Source organism: Micromonospora sp. WMMD961 (assembly GCF_029626145.1).
Classification (GTDB): Bacteria; Actinomycetota; Actinomycetes; order Mycobacteriales; family Micromonosporaceae; genus Micromonospora.
The window spans coordinates 4,767,685-4,783,154 of the sequence record NZ_JARUBJ010000002.1 but is presented as its reverse complement, the minus strand read 5'-3'; the positions used below and the strand labels follow the sequence as shown (position 1 = coordinate 4,783,154).

13 protein-coding genes are annotated in these 15,470 nt (G+C 70.5%); 5 read left to right on the top strand and 8 right to left on the bottom strand.

All coding sequences use genetic code 11. The features are described 5' to 3' along the window. Window positions 1–20 precede the first annotated feature (20 nt). Window positions 21–1,070: a helix-turn-helix domain-containing protein gene (locus tag O7614_RS21615; protein WP_278140300.1), complete on the top strand. Its 1,050-nt coding sequence runs from the start codon at window positions 21–23 to the stop codon at window positions 1,068–1,070. Between the two features lie 122 nt (window positions 1,071–1,192). Here O7614_RS21615 and O7614_RS21610 read toward each other — a convergent pair whose 3' ends face one another. The 4 genes from O7614_RS21610 to O7614_RS21595 form a co-directional block, all read right to left on the bottom strand. Next, on the bottom strand, window positions 1,193–1,486 hold the full coding sequence (locus O7614_RS21610; protein ID WP_278142326.1) for a BON domain-containing protein: 294 nt from the start codon (window positions 1,484–1,486) through the stop codon (window positions 1,193–1,195). Window positions 1,487–1,583: 97 nt separating this feature from the next. Then, window positions 1,584–1,859, bottom strand: coding sequence for a GlsB/YeaQ/YmgE family stress response membrane protein (locus O7614_RS21605; RefSeq protein WP_278140299.1), 276 nt, complete (start codon window positions 1,857–1,859; stop codon window positions 1,584–1,586). Between the two features lie 179 nt (window positions 1,860–2,038). Then, the gene (locus O7614_RS21600; protein WP_278140298.1) at window positions 2,039–2,656 is read right to left on the bottom strand and encodes an STAS domain-containing protein; all 618 of its coding nucleotides are present in this window, start codon (window positions 2,654–2,656) and stop codon (window positions 2,039–2,041) included. Between the two features lie 151 nt (window positions 2,657–2,807). Further along, entirely contained in the window at window positions 2,808–3,221 is a 414-nt protein-coding gene (locus tag O7614_RS21595; protein ID WP_278140297.1) for an STAS domain-containing protein, read from the bottom strand. A gap of 152 nt (window positions 3,222–3,373) precedes the next feature. Between O7614_RS21595 and O7614_RS21590 the strand changes: the two genes are divergently transcribed. From O7614_RS21590 to O7614_RS21580, 3 genes are read left to right on the top strand one after another with little or no spacing between them, the layout of a single operon-like run. Further along, complete coding sequence (locus O7614_RS21590; RefSeq protein WP_278140296.1) at window positions 3,374–4,063, top strand: response regulator transcription factor; 690 nt, start codon at window positions 3,374–3,376, stop codon at window positions 4,061–4,063. Beyond that, window positions 4,060–5,415, top strand: coding sequence for a HAMP domain-containing sensor histidine kinase (locus O7614_RS21585; RefSeq protein WP_278140295.1), 1,356 nt, complete (start codon window positions 4,060–4,062; stop codon window positions 5,413–5,415). The genes O7614_RS21590 and O7614_RS21585 overlap by 4 nt, the downstream gene beginning before the upstream one ends. Then, on the top strand, window positions 5,412–5,975 hold the full coding sequence (locus O7614_RS21580; RefSeq protein ID WP_278140294.1) for a GerMN domain-containing protein: 564 nt from the start codon (window positions 5,412–5,414) through the stop codon (window positions 5,973–5,975). Before O7614_RS21585 ends, O7614_RS21580 begins: the two co-directional genes overlap by 4 nt. 140 nt (window positions 5,976–6,115) lie before the next feature. On the opposite strand, the gene O7614_RS21575 is transcribed toward O7614_RS21580, so the two are convergent. Beyond that, on the bottom strand, window positions 6,116–11,494 hold the full coding sequence (locus O7614_RS21575; protein ID WP_278140293.1) for an AAA family ATPase: 5,379 nt from the start codon (window positions 11,492–11,494) through the stop codon (window positions 6,116–6,118). 283 nt (window positions 11,495–11,777) lie between these two features. After that, entirely contained in the window at window positions 11,778–12,542 is a 765-nt protein-coding gene (locus O7614_RS21570; protein WP_278140292.1) for a hypothetical protein, read from the bottom strand. 115 nt (window positions 12,543–12,657) lie between these two features. On the opposite strand from O7614_RS21570, the gene O7614_RS21565 reads away from it, so the two are divergent. Beyond that, window positions 12,658–13,335 (top strand): hypothetical protein, encoded by a 678-nt coding sequence (locus O7614_RS21565; protein WP_278140291.1) that lies wholly within the window; start codon window positions 12,658–12,660, stop codon window positions 13,333–13,335. Window positions 13,336–13,457: 122 nt separating this feature from the next. Here the strand turns inward: O7614_RS21565 and O7614_RS21560 are convergent, their stop codons facing one another. Together O7614_RS21560 and O7614_RS21555 are read right to left on the bottom strand one after the other, a co-directional pair. Then, on the bottom strand, window positions 13,458–14,261 hold the full coding sequence (locus O7614_RS21560; protein ID WP_278140290.1) for a TIGR03943 family protein: 804 nt from the start codon (window positions 14,259–14,261) through the stop codon (window positions 13,458–13,460). Then, window positions 14,258–15,256 (bottom strand): permease, encoded by a 999-nt coding sequence (locus O7614_RS21555; protein ID WP_278142325.1) that lies wholly within the window; start codon window positions 15,254–15,256, stop codon window positions 14,258–14,260. The genes O7614_RS21560 and O7614_RS21555 overlap by 4 nt, the downstream gene beginning before the upstream one ends. Window positions 15,257–15,470: the final 214 nt, after the last annotated feature.

Here is a 15,470-nt window from a genome sequence, read left to right as displayed (position 1 = left end):
ATGCCGACAAGGAACAGCTCATGAGCGACGACACCGCGCTGGCCGCGGACTGCAAGAATCTGCTGTCCATCCCGGCCGACGCCCGGCTCCGGGCAGCGGGCGACCTGGGTGCCCGCGCAGCGGACGAAGGGCTGGAGTTGCGCGATCTTGTCGCCGGTCTGCTGGATGCCACCACCGCCCACTGGAGTGCGACCCCGGTCGAGCCGGCCGACACCGCAGTCGCCGTGCACGCACGCGCGGAGACGCTGCTGGACACCGCCCGCGTCCTCCTCACCGCCGCCCTCGACGGTTACACCCGGCAGAACCGCGCCGAACTGGATCGCCGCGACAACGAACGGGCCGTGTTCGTCAACGACCTGCTCACCGGCCGGGCCGATCCCGGTGACCTGGCCGAGCGCGCGCACCGATACGGCATCCGCCTGTCGGCCACCCACACCGTCCTGATCGCCCGTGCGGCCGGCTTGACTCCCGGCGTCACGCACCGCATCGATGCCGCGCTGGCCTCCAGGTTCGGCGAGGGCAACACCCTCACCACCCTCCGCGACGGCGACGTGGTCTGCATCAGCGCCGGCGGGCTGCGCGGCATCGCTGCCGAACTCGCCCACCTGCTCCTCACCGAACTCGGTGCGGGCAACTGGCAGATCGCCGTCGGCCGTACCCAACCTGGTGTGCACGGTCTGGCCACCTCCCTCGACGAGGCCCGCCACACCCTCGACTACGCCATCAGGCTCGGCTTCACCACGCCCGTACTCAATGCTGCCGACCTGCTGGTCTTCCCCGTGCTGCTGCGTGACCGCGACGCCATCACCGACCTGGTGACGACGGTCCTCGGGCCACTGACCACGGCGCGCGGCGGTGCCGAGCCGTACCTGGAGACCCTGACCGTGCTCTTCGACAACCAGGGCAACCACACCGCGACCGCGCGGCAGATGCACCTGTCCGTCCGCGCGATCACCTACCGTCTCGACCGCATCCGCGAGCTGACCGGCTACCACCCCGGCGAGCCGACCCAACGGTTCACGCTGCAAACAGCCGTACTCGGCGCTCGACTCCTCGCTTGGCCGCCATAGCCCACGAGCGCCAGATCAGGACGGCGTCGCCCTGGTGGGCTGCTCCTGGCGAGCCCTCCGCCAGCGGGAGAGGTCATCCGCGCTTTCGGTGGTCCCGAGCCGGAGTCACCGGTGACCGTCGGTCACCGGTGGCCACGCCGTTGGCCAACGAGCCGCAGTGTGTTGCAGATGTCGAAGACGCCCGGCACGTCGTAGGCGAGGTCCGCCGCGACCTGCCGGGCGTTCGCGTCACTCACCACGCCGGCGAGGATGACGACCCGGTTCTGCACGGAGACGGTGATCTGCTGGCGCCGCGTGGTCCAGTCGATGCTCAACCGCTGCGCGACCAGCGCCTCGAGTCTCAGGTCCTCCTGGTCCGGCTCGGGCTGGTGCGAGGTGTCGGCGAACCAGTTCTCATCGGGTAGTGGCCATGGCAGGTACACGGTCAGCTCCTTGCTGGTGACGAGGCCGGCACGTCGAGCGGGCACGGGTCTAACCGCGCTCTTCTGGTGCCGGCGCTGCGTCGTCTTCGGTTCAGGGTGAGTCGGATGGGTCGGGCCCGGCGGTGGCCACGACGAGTACGACGCCGCTGCCGGCGAGGCCGACCTGGATGACCAGGGTCAAGAGGTTGAGGGCGCCGGTCTCGACGCCCGCGAGACGGGCGACGATGGTGCCCGCCAGCGCGGCGACCACCCCGACCGACACGGTCAGCCAGATCGGGGCCTCCTGGCGTCCTGGGACGACGAGCCTGCCGAGCAGGCCCATCGCTACGCCCACGAGGAGCGCGGTGACGAGACCAGCGATGCTCATGGGCTCCCTCGGATCTCCTTCGAGTACGGGTGGGGCGAGAAGGGGGATCGGTTCCCGGAAGTCGTCGCGGCGCCGGTGGCCGTCGTTCGGACGGCTACCGGCTCCTCGCGATCCGATCCCACTGGCGTCAGATGTCGGTACGGGCGACGACGATGACTTCGCTCCGGGGCCGGGTTCGCTCAGGAACGAGTGGCCGTCGCGGCGGCTGCGGTTGGCCGCTCCAACGCCGGCGCCTTGGACAGTTGGGCGAGGGCGTCTTCGCGGCTGTCGAAGATGGGGAAGGCTCCGTCCAGGCGCATGGTGTGCAGGACGGTGCGGATGAACCGCGACGGCGCGGCCAGGCAGAGTGTCGCCCCACGATCTCGGGCGTCGCGGTGGGCACGGACGAGGTGACCGAGGCCGGTGGAGTCGATGAGGTGTACTCGGCTCAGATCAACCACGACGTGCCCGCCCATGTCGGCTGCGTGGCGCAGCGCGGTGCGCAGGGTGTCCCCGCTGTCCAGATCGACGTCACCGGCGGCGGCGACAACGGTCACGTCGTCGAGATGGTCGATGCCGAGGATGCCACCAGGACCGTGTTCGCCGCACGCCGCCTGGCCCCCGTCAGAGAGCGGAAGCAGGCTGCAGTGCGGGCAGCGGTGCGGGCCGGTGGCGAACGGAGAACCGCTCCAGCCCTGCTCGGACACCAGGGTCCAGACGACCTCCGCGTCGGGGAGCACACACGCGGTGGCCTTGACGGTGTCGCCACAGGTGTCGCAGATGAGGGTCATCAGGTGGTCGTCTGGGACAACGGTCATTCTGCTGGTCCTTCCTGGGGTCCGTGTCTCTCGGTGCGATGTGACACGGCATTCGTGCAGTGCCGAGGCGGAGCTGGCTCCCGAGCCTGGTGTTTCCGTGCTGCGTGGCGGTCGAGCCCGGTGGCGGGGCAGGTGAGAACGCTGGCGTTCGTCAGTGCGGGGCTCTTACCGAGGCGCGGCCATGAGCGACCAACGCCGGCGGTGTGGAGGCGGGTTCCGGTCCCGTCGGCGTGCCGGGCGGCGACGACGAGGCAGATTCGACGACCGGCAGAATCTGGTCCAGACGGGCGGTGTGCAGGATGCGTCGGATGCGCGGGTTCGGGTTGCGGACGCTGAGGACCCCGTCGGCGCGGGCCAGCCGCCGGTGCACATCGAGCAGCAGACCGATCGCGGCGGCATCGATGTGCCGGCATCCGGACAGGTCGACCACCACCTGTGCGGGATGCAGGGCCAACAGTCGGTCGAACACTGCTCCGGTTGCCGACAGGCAGGCCAGGTCGAACTCGGTGATGCACACCTCGACCAGCGGCAGCGTGCACGGCGTGGTTGCCAGCGGTCCTGTCACGGGCGCACCCCTCTCCTTACGGCGCGGTCGTCTAGGACCCTGCCGTGCCGGCTTGGCGGTCACCATGCGGATCTATGACAGTTCCGTGACAAATCAGCCAAGCGGTTGCCACGGTTGGCCACCGAGCTGGTCGTCTGGGGATGATGCCGGGTATGACGGCCGTACTGGTGATCGAGGACGACGACCGAATCCGTCTGGCGTTGTTGCTCGCACTCGAGGACGAAGGCTACGACGCTCTCGGGGCGGCCACGGCCGAGGAGGGCCTGCGGGTGCAGCGCCGGGACCCGGCCGACTACGTGCTGGTCGACCTGATGCTGCCCGGCCTCGACGGTTTCGAGTGCATTCGGCAGCTGCGCCGTGACGACGACGTCCCGATCGTGGTGGTCAGCGCCCGCGACGACACGCAGGACATCGTCGCCGCCCTCGAAGCCGGTGCCGACGACTACGTCGTCAAGCCGGTGGCGATCAAGGAACTGACCGCGCGGCTGCGCGCCCTGCGCCGTCGCGCCCGCACCGGCGGCGCAGGGCACGCGCCGGAGCCCGTGCCGGTGCTCGTGATCGGTGATCTGGAGATCAGCCCGGACGGGGGAGAGGTGCGCCGAGCCGGGCAACCCGTACCGGTCACCCGCACCGAATTCCGGCTTCTGTGCGAGCTGGCCGAGCACACCGGCCGGGTGCTGTCCCGCCAGCAACTGCTCGAACGGGTCTGGGGGTACGACAGCGGCGACGAACGGCTGGTAGACGTGCATGTGGGCCGGCTGCGGCAGAAGATCGAGTCGGATCCGGCGAACCCCCGGCATCTGGTCACCCTGCGGGGTCTGGGCTACAAGCTGCAACGATGAGACGCCTCGGACTGCGTACCCGGGTGACCGCCGCGTTCGCCGTCGGCGCGCTCCTGCTCTCGGCGTCGATGGCCCTGGTCTCCTACGAGTTGACCCGCCGGTCCCTGCTCGACGAGCGGGAACGCACCGCCCTGCGCGCGGCCTACTTCGACGCTACCGTCGTCCGTGCCGGGCTCGACACCGACACCCCCGACGTGGTGGAGGTGCTTCGGTCGCTGGACACGGGTGGGAGTCGGCGGCCGGTGCTGCACCTGGACGGCGAGTGGTACGCGCGGGCTGCCGACCCCGGCACCACCGCCGCCATTCCCGTCGAGCTGCGTCAGGTCGTCGCGGACGGCGAGCCCGCGGTACAGCGGGTACGCGTCGACGGCCAGTCCGTCCTGGTGGTCGGGGTTCCCCTGTCCTCGTCCGCGACGTACTTCGAGGTCAACTCGCTCCGGGAGCTGGAACAGACGTTCCAGGTCCTGGCGCTCGCCCTGACCACTGTCGCGATCATGGTCGCGGGATCCGGCGCGGCCCTCGGCTGGTACGCCACCCGGCACGGGCTGCGGCCGCTGACGGCCGTGGCCGACGCGGCCGAGAAGATCGCCGCGGGTGACTTCACCGCCCGCCTCGACACGGCCAGCGACCCCGACCTGACCCGGTTGTCCTCGTCGTTCAACCAGATGGTCGACCGGCTCGCGCAGCGCATCGAGCGGGACCGCCGCTTCGCCGCCGACGTCAGCCACGAGCTGCGTTCCCCGTTGCAGACTCTCGCCGCGGCGGCCAGCGTCCTGGCCCGCCGTCGGGAACACCAGGACGAACGAACCGCGATCGCCGCCGGGCTCGTCGCCGACGAGATCGACCGTTTTCAGCGGCTCGTCAACGACCTGATCGACCTGGCCCGCAGTGACCAGCCCGCCCACCGGGCCCCCGTGGACGTCGTCGCGCTGGCCCGCGATGCCTGCCGCGCCCTCGGCCTGCCCACGGCGCTCGTCCACCTGGCACCCGACGTGCCGGCGACGTGGCTGGTCGAGCGGCGTCGTGTCGCACAGATCCTGGCGAACCTGCTCGACAACGCGGTGACCTACGGCGGCGGTCCGGCAGGCGTCCAGTTGGGCCGCGACGGTAGTGCCGGCACCATCGAAGTCGAGGACGACGGACCCGGTGTGCCCGTCGAGGACCGCGACGTGATCTTCGACCGTTTCGTCCGCGGACGAGCGGCGCACACCCGCGGCACGGGCGACGGCACCGGGCTCGGACTCGCGCTGGTCGCACAGCACGCCACAGCACACGCCGGACACGTCACCGTCGGTGACCGGCCCGGCGGAGGCGCCTGCTTCCTCGTCACCCTGCCGGAGAGCCTGCCATGAACCATCGTCATCTCGTCGTTCTGGCGACTGCCGCGCTGCTGACCGGCTGCAGCATTCCCACCGATGATGCCCCCAGGGTGGTACAGGTGCCGCTAGGACCATTCCAAAGCTCTGCGCCCGCCGACACCAGCGCACCAGTCGGCCCTGCCGCCGAGACGCTCTGCTTTGTCCGCGACAACCGCATCATCTCGTTCGTCCGGCGCGTCGACCGGCCACCGACGATCGAGGACCAACTTCGGCATCTGCTGGCCGGACCCACCGCAGCCGAACGCGACACCGACCTGACCAGCGCGCTGCCGGGAGCGGTCAACGCCGCCGGTGTCACCGCGACCGGTACCCAGGCCCGCGTCGTGGTCGACAAACCCGGCGATGACGCCGGCCGCAGCGACGAGGTCCTTGCTTTCGCGCAGATCGTTTGCACCCTCACCAGCCGCGACGAGGTCACCACCGTCACGTTTTCCCGTGATGGCCGGCCCCTCAGGGTGCCTCGTGCGGACGGTTCACTGTCCGACCAGCCCCTCACTCGCGCCGATTTCGCACCACTGATCACCCCTCGTTGATCTTCGTCTCCACCGCGGCCGGACCCGCGTTCGCCTCGGGGCCCGACCCACAGCATCCGGCCGGTCGATGGTCGACCGGCGGTTTCACGGTCCATCGGTGGTTCGGCGACCGAGGGCGGCGAGCGCGGCCGGCCGATGGGTCACCGCTGACGGCCGATGCTGTCGATCCTGCTGCGCAGCGCCCCGACGATCGCCGCATGGACCGGGTGCATCGCCTCCTGCTCGTCCACCGACAAAAGGTTCCCGGCCGCCGCCCGGCGCAGTGCCGCGGCGAGTGGTACCCCGTCCGGCTTCGTCGCCAATTCGGCCAGGAGCGGTTCGCAGGCCGTTCGCTCCCGCAGCCCGCCGGTGTGAGCGGCCGCCACCGCGGCGATCGCCGTCTCGTGATCCGCGACCACCTGGTCCAGGCCGAACAACTCGGCCACCGGGATTCGGTAGGCGGCTTGCACCGCGTCGGCGACCGCCACCTCCGCCCGGGGCGGGGTGCCGATCACCTGGGTGACAAGTTCCCTGAACCGTACGCCGGGCACCTCCTCCACGACGGCGACGATGCTGTCCAGGGTGGGAATGGCCCGGGTACCGTCCGGCTGGTACAGGTGGGCCGCCAGGTTCCGGACTGTCAGGTCGGCGGAGGCGTGTTGACCGTCCAGGGTGCAGACGACCGCCGAAGCGAGCAGGTGCGACGCCTTGGCGATCGGCGTTCTGGCCGGCCCGTCACCGATCGCGAAGTAGTAGTGCTCCAGCGCGATCAGTGGAAGGCTGACGTCCTGGCTGTCCATCCCGTCGTACGCGTCGGCCAGCGCCTGCCGACGCCACGGCGCCTCTGGTGCCAGCGATCTCGCGGCCCGATCCAGCGCCACGCTGAACTCCGCCCGAGTCTCCCGGTCCAGGTTGTCCGAGAGCACCGCTCGCACCTCGTCGTACATTTCTCCGATCTCGGCGATGCGTCGAAGTGGACTCAGCAGCGTGACCCGGTCCAGCTTGTGCAGGGCGAGCTCGACGCGACCCGCGCCGCGCGAGCGCATGTTCGCCGCGAGATCGTCGTGGAATTCGAGGGCCAACTCCCAGTCGCGCAGGGCAACCGCGGCCAGCAGTCCAAGGGTCAGCAGTTGGTCTCGTACCGTGGACGGGTTCACCGGGTCGGTGCGGCTGGGCAGGCCCGGCTCGCCCCGCAACTCGTTGCGCAGCGGTGCCAGCTCCGCGAGGACCTCCCCCCAGCGGCGCAGGTCGTTGAGGAGTTGCAGCCGCCGCCCGAGATCGAATCGCTGGCTCCACAGCCCGAACCCCGCTCGCCGCCGATGCGCGATGGCCTGATCCGCGTACGGCAGCGCCGTGCTGAACTGCTTGCGGACGCGCAGCATGCCGCTGAGCTCCGCCGCCCGCAGTCCCGCCCGAACCTGATCGCCAGCGTCCACCGCGGCGCGGTAGTCCGCCTCGGTGAGGGCAAACCGATCGTCCTGCGGGCGGCTTCGCACTGTCTCCCGCCATCGAATCGTCTCCAGCACTCGGCGGATGACGGCGGCGTCGGCGGGATGCAGCTCGGCGATCAGGGCGGCATCGTCGCGCTCGCCGCCAACCACCCGACGGATCGCCGCGGCTGTCCCACCTGCGTCGGTTCCCGGCCTCATCGGCTGCAGGATCGCGGTGAGCTGCCGATTCGCCTGCACGTCACCCTCCGCCGCCATGGCGATCATCGACATCAGACTCTCCCAGCGCAGCAGATTCCCGGTGAGGTCGAAGCCCTGCTCTCCGGCGGCACGCCGGACGTCCTGGAGAAGTCCATGGAACTGTTCCTCGGCGCGGCTGCGACACTGCTCCGACGCCTCGGCCCCCCGAAAGATGCGGTCCTGTTCCGCCGGATCGGCGGCGAGCAGCGCGTGGACCACCCCGAGAAAGCGCACGCCGTCGACGCGCTCCACCCGGGCCGCCAGCGCCGCGAGGTCCGCCGGCAGCCAGCCCTGCCCGTAGGTGTGCAGATCGGCGGCGACCGGGTGCAGGAACGCGGTCAGCAGGGCCGAACCGGTGACCCGGGTCAGCAGCGCGGCGGCCAGGTGGTGGCCGAGCTGTCCGGCCGGATCGGTGCCGAGCTTCCCGAGATGGTTGCCGAGCATCTGGTGTCCAGCGGCCAGGTCAGCGGCGAGCGGATGCCGGTAGCCCAGCCGCAGCGCGGTCTGTTCCAGGGCCGCCGCCTCGGTCAGGTTGCCCTGCTTCGCGGCGAGCAGGGCCCGGGCGCCGATCGCCCGGGACAGGCTCAACTCGGCGCCGTGCTGGTCGAAGACCCGCTGGCAGTACGTCAGCACCTTCCGCGCCTCGTCGAAGCGGCCAAGCTGAATCAGTGCGTGGGCGTCGTTGAACCAGAAGAACGCGACCTCCGCCTCGGCCGCGCCCCGCCGCTGGACGCTGTCCAGCAGAACCTGGTTGTGGTCGAGCGCGACCTGCCACAGTTGCAGGGTCAGAGCGGCACTCACCGCGAGGCTGAGGGCCGTCTGCCGAACGCGCCACGCCAGGTCGCTCTCCGGCGGCCCGTCGGGGGTGGTCGGCTTCGTCGACAGGGTACGCAGTTCGTCGAGGAGTTTGGTCACCTCGGTCAGTGCATGCCCGGCCTGGCCGCTCTCGTGCATCACCTGCAGCCGCGTCACCCGGGCTCCGGCTCGTCTCCACGGACCGGCGCGCTGAACCAACTGCTCATGTCGCTCGGCCAGCTCCAACGCCTCGGCGAGCCGTCCCTGTTGGTGCAACTGGTTGGCCAAGGCGCCGGCGGCGACTGCGGCGACCTCCTCGTCAGCTGCGGACAACGCCTGCCGCAGCAGCCGTTCCGCCTCGACCGGGTCCAGGGGTTGCAGCGCCATCGCGACGACCAGGTCCCGTCCGGGTGTGGCAGGGTCCAGAGCGGCGGCGTAGGACAGGGCGGTCCGCGCGGTCCGTGGACTCGTGTCGCGGACCAGCGCCGCGCCGAGGCATCCGGCCGCGCGGGCGAAGCTCGACTGCCGGAGCAGGTACGGCACCGCCGCGAGAAACGCGCCGACCACCACCGAGGTGCTTTCCCGGTCGCCGCGGTCTTCCTGCGCCCGGGCGACCTGCTGCCAGGCGTCGGCAAGAACGAGGTCCACCGCGCTGGTGACGTGCGTCGGCGTGTCGGCCCGTACCGTCGCAGCGACGGTCGGGTGCAGCTCGTACCGGATCACGTCGGTGCCCGGTGCCATGTCGGCACCTTTCGGCACCGACGTGCCCGCGAGGGTCCGCCGCTGCGTCAACGCGGCAGCCACGAGCACCGACAGAAGCGCATCGCTTGGTGGGGCCGTCCCCGGCCGACCCACCGCCGCCCAGAGGTCGGCCCAGACCACGCGGAGGGTGCCGGGGAAACGGTGTGCCGGCTCGACCGCCGCGAGCATCTGCAGCACCAGCAGTGCAGCCGGGTCGAGCCGCCGTGTCGTTTCCCGGGTCCAGCTCGTCAGCGTCTCGCCGAGCCACTGCTCGTCGGTGGCCGACCGGCCGGTCACCTGGAGCAGGCGGGCCAGCTCCGCCGGCTCGACCGCCGCGGCGTCGGCCAGTTCCAGCAGTTTCGGATGACCGTGCGCGGCGGCCAACACGGCTGTCACCAGCGCCCGGTCCAGCCGGTACGTCGATTCGTCCGCCGGCACCGAGCCGGCTGGACCGGGTGAGCTGGCAGGATCATCGATGTGTAGCAGCCGCCGAAGGTTGGGCAGTTGCCGGACCAGGGCCCCCGCCTCGGTGTCGGACAACGGTTCGACGCTTATCTGGCGTACCCCGGCACCGGCGGGCGCGGTCGGCGGGATCCGGCTGGTAACCAGCAGCCGGGTCGGTCCCGAGCGGGCAGCGAGCACGGTGAGTAGGTCCGACCACCGTCGATCGCGCCACCGTCCGTCCGCCGTCAAGAGTGAATCGGCATTGTCCAGCACGAGCAGGGTCCGGTGCCGGTCGCACCGGTCGAGCAGTTCGGCGGCCACCGTCGCCCACCCCCGCCGATCGTCGGCCGCGACGAGCGGGGAGCCCACGGCGTCACCGACACCACTGTCGATGGCGTCGAGGAAGGCGCCGGCCGTGTCCTGCTGGTCGACGTCCCGCTCGGGAGCGGACCAGAACACCACCCGGTCGAACTCGGCCCGATGCCGGTGCGTTAGTTCCACCGCGCAGGCCGTCTTGCCCACTGCCGCCATCCCGGTCAGGACGATGACCGGGGTGCCGCTGTCCGCTCCCAGCGCGGCCCCCGCGACAGTCATCACCTGCTCCCGGCCGACGAACCGGTCCGGCGCCGCAGGCGTGGAGCCAGCCGACGGTGGCCTCGGCGGTGAGGTGGACCCCGTCAGCGGGTCGGCGGCGACCGGCTGAGCACTCGCCGGGGCGGTCAGCGGGTCCGCTCCCACCACTGTGACGTCATCCCGACCGATCAGCACCGGCGCCGCCAGCGACAGCGCCGGTCGGGCCGCCGACACACCCGCCGCGGCGACCTTCCGGACCGCCTGCGCCGCCGCCGCGCCAACATCCAAGCCGCGGTCGATCAGACCGGTGTAGAAGGCGATGGCCACGTCGCCGGCGACGTCGTCGGTCACCGGGTAGCGCATGGCCAGGACCGTGCAATCCAGCTCACGTGCCAGCCGCACCCCCAGACTGGCCGGCGCGGCGGCGGGATCCGTTACCTGAGTTCCGGGCTCGTCGAGGTCCACCCAACGTGGTGGCGCAGCCGCCGACTCGCACGCCGAGACGAAGACCAGCCGTAGCCGGTCCCGACCCGGACGGAGCAGCTCCACCAGGGACGGTGCGTCGATCTCGTCCGGCGCACCGTCCGGACCCTCCAGCAGCAACCTGCTCTGCCGGCCATGACCGGACAGGTGCAGCACGTCGGGGCCACCGTCGCGTGCCATCCGGGCGGCCAGCACCTCGCGGGTCACACCCCACTGGACGATCTCCACCTCGACCGGGCGGTCCAGCTGGCGGATCAGCTGAGTCAGTTGCTGCCGCTCCGAGCGCAACCGCAACGCGGTCGTCCCGGTCGGCAGGCTGAATACCGCCAGTAGCCGTACACCGGTAGCCGATGGCATCTTCGTGCAGGCGCTGTCGGCGGTGACCGCGAACGACACCTGCACCCTTTCGTTCCGGGCCAGTGGGACGCCGTCCAGGTGGGCCAGTTCCAAGGGGAGCGCGGTCAGGAACGTCGCCTCAGCCACCCGAATCCGCAGGCGCACCGGGGTCTGTCCGTCGAGCTCCGCCATGACCGCCGGGCCGAGAACCTCCAGTGCGATGAACTCGCCGAGCCGCGCCACAACCTCGGCCGCACTCGCCACCCGCCGGTCCGGCTCCGCGCGCCAGCCCAGGTAGGCGTGCAGGTCGGTGAAGGCAGCAACCTCCCAGCGCCGCCGGTCGAGCGTGACGACGTGTTCGGCGAGTTGCCGACCGGTGCCCGGATCGACCAGCGCCCATCGCCAGTGCAGCGGATCGATCACGTCGACAGCGCACAGGTCCAACCGTCGTACCGACCTCTGCTGGGCGGTGTCAACCATGGCACTCTCCCCATCGCTGAAAGGGTGGTTGTCGAGTGAACGGTGCGCCTCCACACTGGCACGGTGACCGAAGAGGAACCCAGCCGCGACTGGCCACCACAACAGCCCGATCGGTGTCCCATCTGTCAGGTCCCGCCCGAGGCCAGACACCTCGACAGCTGCCGGTTCACCGGTATCTGGCAGGAGAGAACCGACCGGCGTAGGTAGCGCGGCGGCACCCGGACGACCTGCCCGTGACTCCGCGCCGCGAGCGACGGTGATCCAGGGGATATCGCCGGTGGGGTCAGCCAGCCGACCGTGGTGTCGGATCTCCGTCAGCGGCCTGACCGCCGCCGGGTGGATCCGCCGGCCCGGGATGCGGATGCTCGGTGAGGTCCGGATCCGGCGGAGAGACCGGGGGATCCGGCGGGGCGACCCAGCGGACCAACCGGTTGAGCCAGCGCAGCGGGCGGCGGCGATCCGGGTCTGCAGCCCACCACCGTGCCCACCAATCAGGGCGACGCCAGGCGATCAGGATCGCCATGGTCTCCGCCACGCATCCCCACACGAGCACGGCGATCGCGGCCCACCGTGTCGCGGTCAGCTTCTGCGGATCGGCCGGCACCAGGAGAACTGCCGCGCCGATCAGCAAGAACAGGACGCCCAGGTTGTAGTGGCGGCGGGCACGGCCGATCCAGAACCGCCACGCGGCCTGGTGACGTCGTAACTCCCACTGGACGACGCGACGCCGCTGCATGTCCGCGGCGTCCGGATACCAAGCGAGAGCTTCGCTCGGTGTCACCGAATAGCCACGAGCGCGGGCATGCGACTGAACCGCCCGCAGCAGCAGGATGATCGCCGCGCCGAACAGCAGCAGAGACAGGCTCGGCCATCTCAGGACGGTCTCGATCTGTAGTACCAGGCCGAGCAGCGTGACCGCCGCCGCCGCCAGCAGGGGTGCCGCTATCCCACCCAACCCGTCAGCAGCCTGGTAGGCACCGTAGGGATTCGGGGGAGTCGCACCATAGCTGGCGAATTCCGTAGGTGGTCCATCGGGCTCTGTCGCCATCGGGCCATCGTGCCAGCCAACCGCCACAGGCGGATACGAGCGCTGCTGGGCATCGACTGGCATCGGACGGAACGGCTAGGCTGCGTCCAGGTCTCCATCGACGCAAGGGGATGTCGTGTCGCGCCGTACCGGTAAGCCCTCCTATCAGCTGTCGGCTCCTGACACGAGCCGCCGCCGGATGGCACGTGTCGCCGTCGTCGCCGCGACGATTGGGCTCGCGGCTGTTCTGGTGGCAGGAGCCGCCGGTTACACGGCCAGTCGACCGGACGGCGTCGAGGCGGCTGTCGCGGAGATACGCGAGGCCGAGGCGAAGCGCGACAGTCAGCAGATAGTCGAGCTGACGGCAACGGCCCGCCGCCTTCGTGAGGAGATCTCTCCGATTCTCACCGCCCTGCGCGCCGACACGCCGACCGGCGAGCAACCCGGCCCCGAACAGGCCCGCCAGTGGCGACAGACCATGCTGCGGGCGGCGGAGCCGTTCGCCAATCCTCCGTCGGGCACCACCGCCACCAACGTGGCGCGCGGCGGGCTGCGTGGCGCGGTGGAGCAGGCGTCCCTGGCCGTCGAGTCGTATCTCCTCGCCGTCACCGGGCCGTCCACTCAACGGGCCGATCTGACGGCACTGGCGAAGCGGCAGGCGGTCCAAGCGGTGGCTGCCTGGTCCGTCGCCGCCACGCAGCTCGATCAGGTCAACATTGATGCCGGCCAAGGCCATCAGCATGTCTACCTGGATACCGGCCCCGGCGGCGGCGCCTTCACTCCTGACGGCGCGGCCGAAGGCTCTGGCCGGTGACCGATCGCCGGTAGGGACCAAGACCGGTTTTCGCGTTTTCGTCTGCTCTCCTCGCCGGAGCGCCAGCCTCCGCGGCGCTCCGGCGGCCCACTCGCCTGGACCGTGCCCGACGGTGCGGAGGACTACTCGTACGGGTCCTTGGGCGCGGTCACCTGTCGCCAGGATTCGACGTCGATATAGGGGATCTCTTCGTCGTTGATGGGGTCGCGGGTGACGCGGTCGGTGTAGCGGCCGGTGACCTGGATCCAGGTGTCGTTGGCCAGACCGGTGGGCGCGTCGCCGGCCATGCCGAGTTTGACGGGTCGGCCGTCGGCAGCGCAGCAGGACAGGATCATGCGGGCCAGGATCGGTTGCCCGTCGGGTCCCGGGGTGATGAAGCCGGTGAGTTGAACCCGGCGGTTGCCGATGGACTCACCCTTGTCGAACAGGGCGCGGGCGGCGTAGTCGAAGACGGTGGTCGTCGCCGGATCGCCTGCGGGCAGGGGAGGGTACTCGTAGTCGTAGTCCTGTTGAGCGGTGAGTGCGGTGCCTGATTGGCCGGCGGCGTACGAGCCGAGGGCGGGTGGAGCGAGGAGTAGCAACCCAAGAGCGGGGAGGAGGAGCAGCCAGGCGACTCGTGGTTCGTGGTGAGCGTGTTCCTCATCAAGGCCTGCCGCCGTCGACCCGCTCGTGCTCTGCTCGGCATTCTGCCGCCGATTCCCGTTCGCAGAATCCTCGGGGTCGTTGCGGTCCTCGGACGTGTCGGCGTAGGGGCGTAGTTCGTACCAGAGCGTCATCACCGCGGCGGCGATCAGCAGCAGGCTGGCGGCGATGAGGAACGGTCGCAGCTCTGCCTTGACATAGCGCAGGTAGAGATCGGTGACGGTCGCGCGCAGCACCGCGCCGGCAAAGAAGATCATGACGCAGGCTTGGGCCATCCGGTTCACAGCAGCACCATCCCGGTGACGACGGCGACCGCGACGGCGACCGTGAAGGTGGCTGGCGCGAATCGGGCAGCGAAGCGACGGCCGAAGATGCCGGCCTGCATGGAGATGAGTTTCAGATCGACCATCGGACCGACCACCAGGAAGGCCAGCCGGGCGGTGAGGGAGAACTGCGACAGTGAGGCGGCGACGAACGCGTCCGCCTCGGAGCAGATCGACAGCAGCACCGCCAGCGCGGCCAGGACCAGCACGGACAGCACCGGCTGCTCGGCGAGGGTCTGCAGCCACTGTTCCGGGACGACCACGTTGATGGTGGCCGCGGCCATCGCACCGATGACGAGGAACCCGCCGGCGTGGGCCACATCGTGCCGTACGGCGGACCAGAACGCTTCCCCGCGTCGGAGCCCGTCCAGGTCGGGTCGACGCGGGAGTCGGATCCAGTCGGCGCGGCCCAGGCGCAGCCAGAGCCAGCCCATGATCATGGCGACGATGAGGCTGGCGACCGCGCGGGCGAGGACCATCTCGGGGTTGTTGGGGAAGGCCACGGCCGTGGCGACGAGGACGATTGGGTTGATCGCCGGCGCGGCGAGAAGGAATGCCAGTGCCGCCGCTGGTGTGACGCCACGGCGGATCAGGGAGCCCGCGATCGGCACGGCACCGCACTCGCAGCCGGGGAGGACCACCCCCGCGGCGCTGGCGACCGGCACGGCGAGGGCGGGGTGCTTGGGCAGGGCCCGAGACCAGAACGAGCGGGGTACGAAGACCGCGATCACCGCGGAGAGCAGCACCCCGAAGACGAGGAAGGGTACGGCCTGCACCATTACCGAGACGAATACCGTCGTCCAGGTTGCCAGCGACGGCGCGGACAGCAGTCTCGCCAGGGGGTCGCGCAGGAAGATGAGCAGCAACAGCACCGCGGCGAGGATCTCGACCGAACCGATCCGGCCGGCAAAGGGCAGCGGGGGCCGGGAAGCGTGGTGGTGTTGAGCAGTGTCGATGCTCGGTGGTGCGTCGTGTACGTCGCCAGGCGCGTCGGGGGCTGTGCTTGTGCTCGACGAGGTGGTGGAATCGGATGCGGCCACGCCGCCCCCTTCTCTGCTCTGGGTTTGTGGAGGTGGCGTCAACCCGGTGTCCTACCCGTACTGCTGTTGACGAAGAGCAAGGTGGGTGCCCCGACCTTTGGCTCGCTCGCAGCCACGTACACCGATGGGA

Coding starts and splice junctions, on each gene's coding strand:
- O7614_RS21615 (WP_278140300.1), top strand. CDS start 21: ATGAGCGACGACACCGCGCTGGCCGCGGACTGCAAGAATCTGCTGTCC.
- O7614_RS21605 (WP_278140299.1), bottom strand. CDS start 1,859: ATGAGCATCGCTGGTCTCGTCACCGCGCTCCTCGTGGGCGTAGCGATG.
- O7614_RS21600 (WP_278140298.1), bottom strand. CDS start 2,656: ATGACCGTTGTCCCAGACGACCACCTGATGACCCTCATCTGCGACACC.
- O7614_RS21590 (WP_278140296.1), top strand. CDS start 3,374: ATGACGGCCGTACTGGTGATCGAGGACGACGACCGAATCCGTCTGGCG.
- O7614_RS21585 (WP_278140295.1), top strand. CDS start 4,060: ATGAGACGCCTCGGACTGCGTACCCGGGTGACCGCCGCGTTCGCCGTC.
- O7614_RS21580 (WP_278140294.1), top strand. CDS start 5,412: ATGAACCATCGTCATCTCGTCGTTCTGGCGACTGCCGCGCTGCTGACC.
- O7614_RS21575 (WP_278140293.1), bottom strand. CDS start 11,494: ATGGTTGACACCGCCCAGCAGAGGTCGGTACGACGGTTGGACCTGTGC.
- O7614_RS21570 (WP_278140292.1), bottom strand. CDS start 12,542: ATGGCGACAGAGCCCGATGGACCACCTACGGAATTCGCCAGCTATGGT.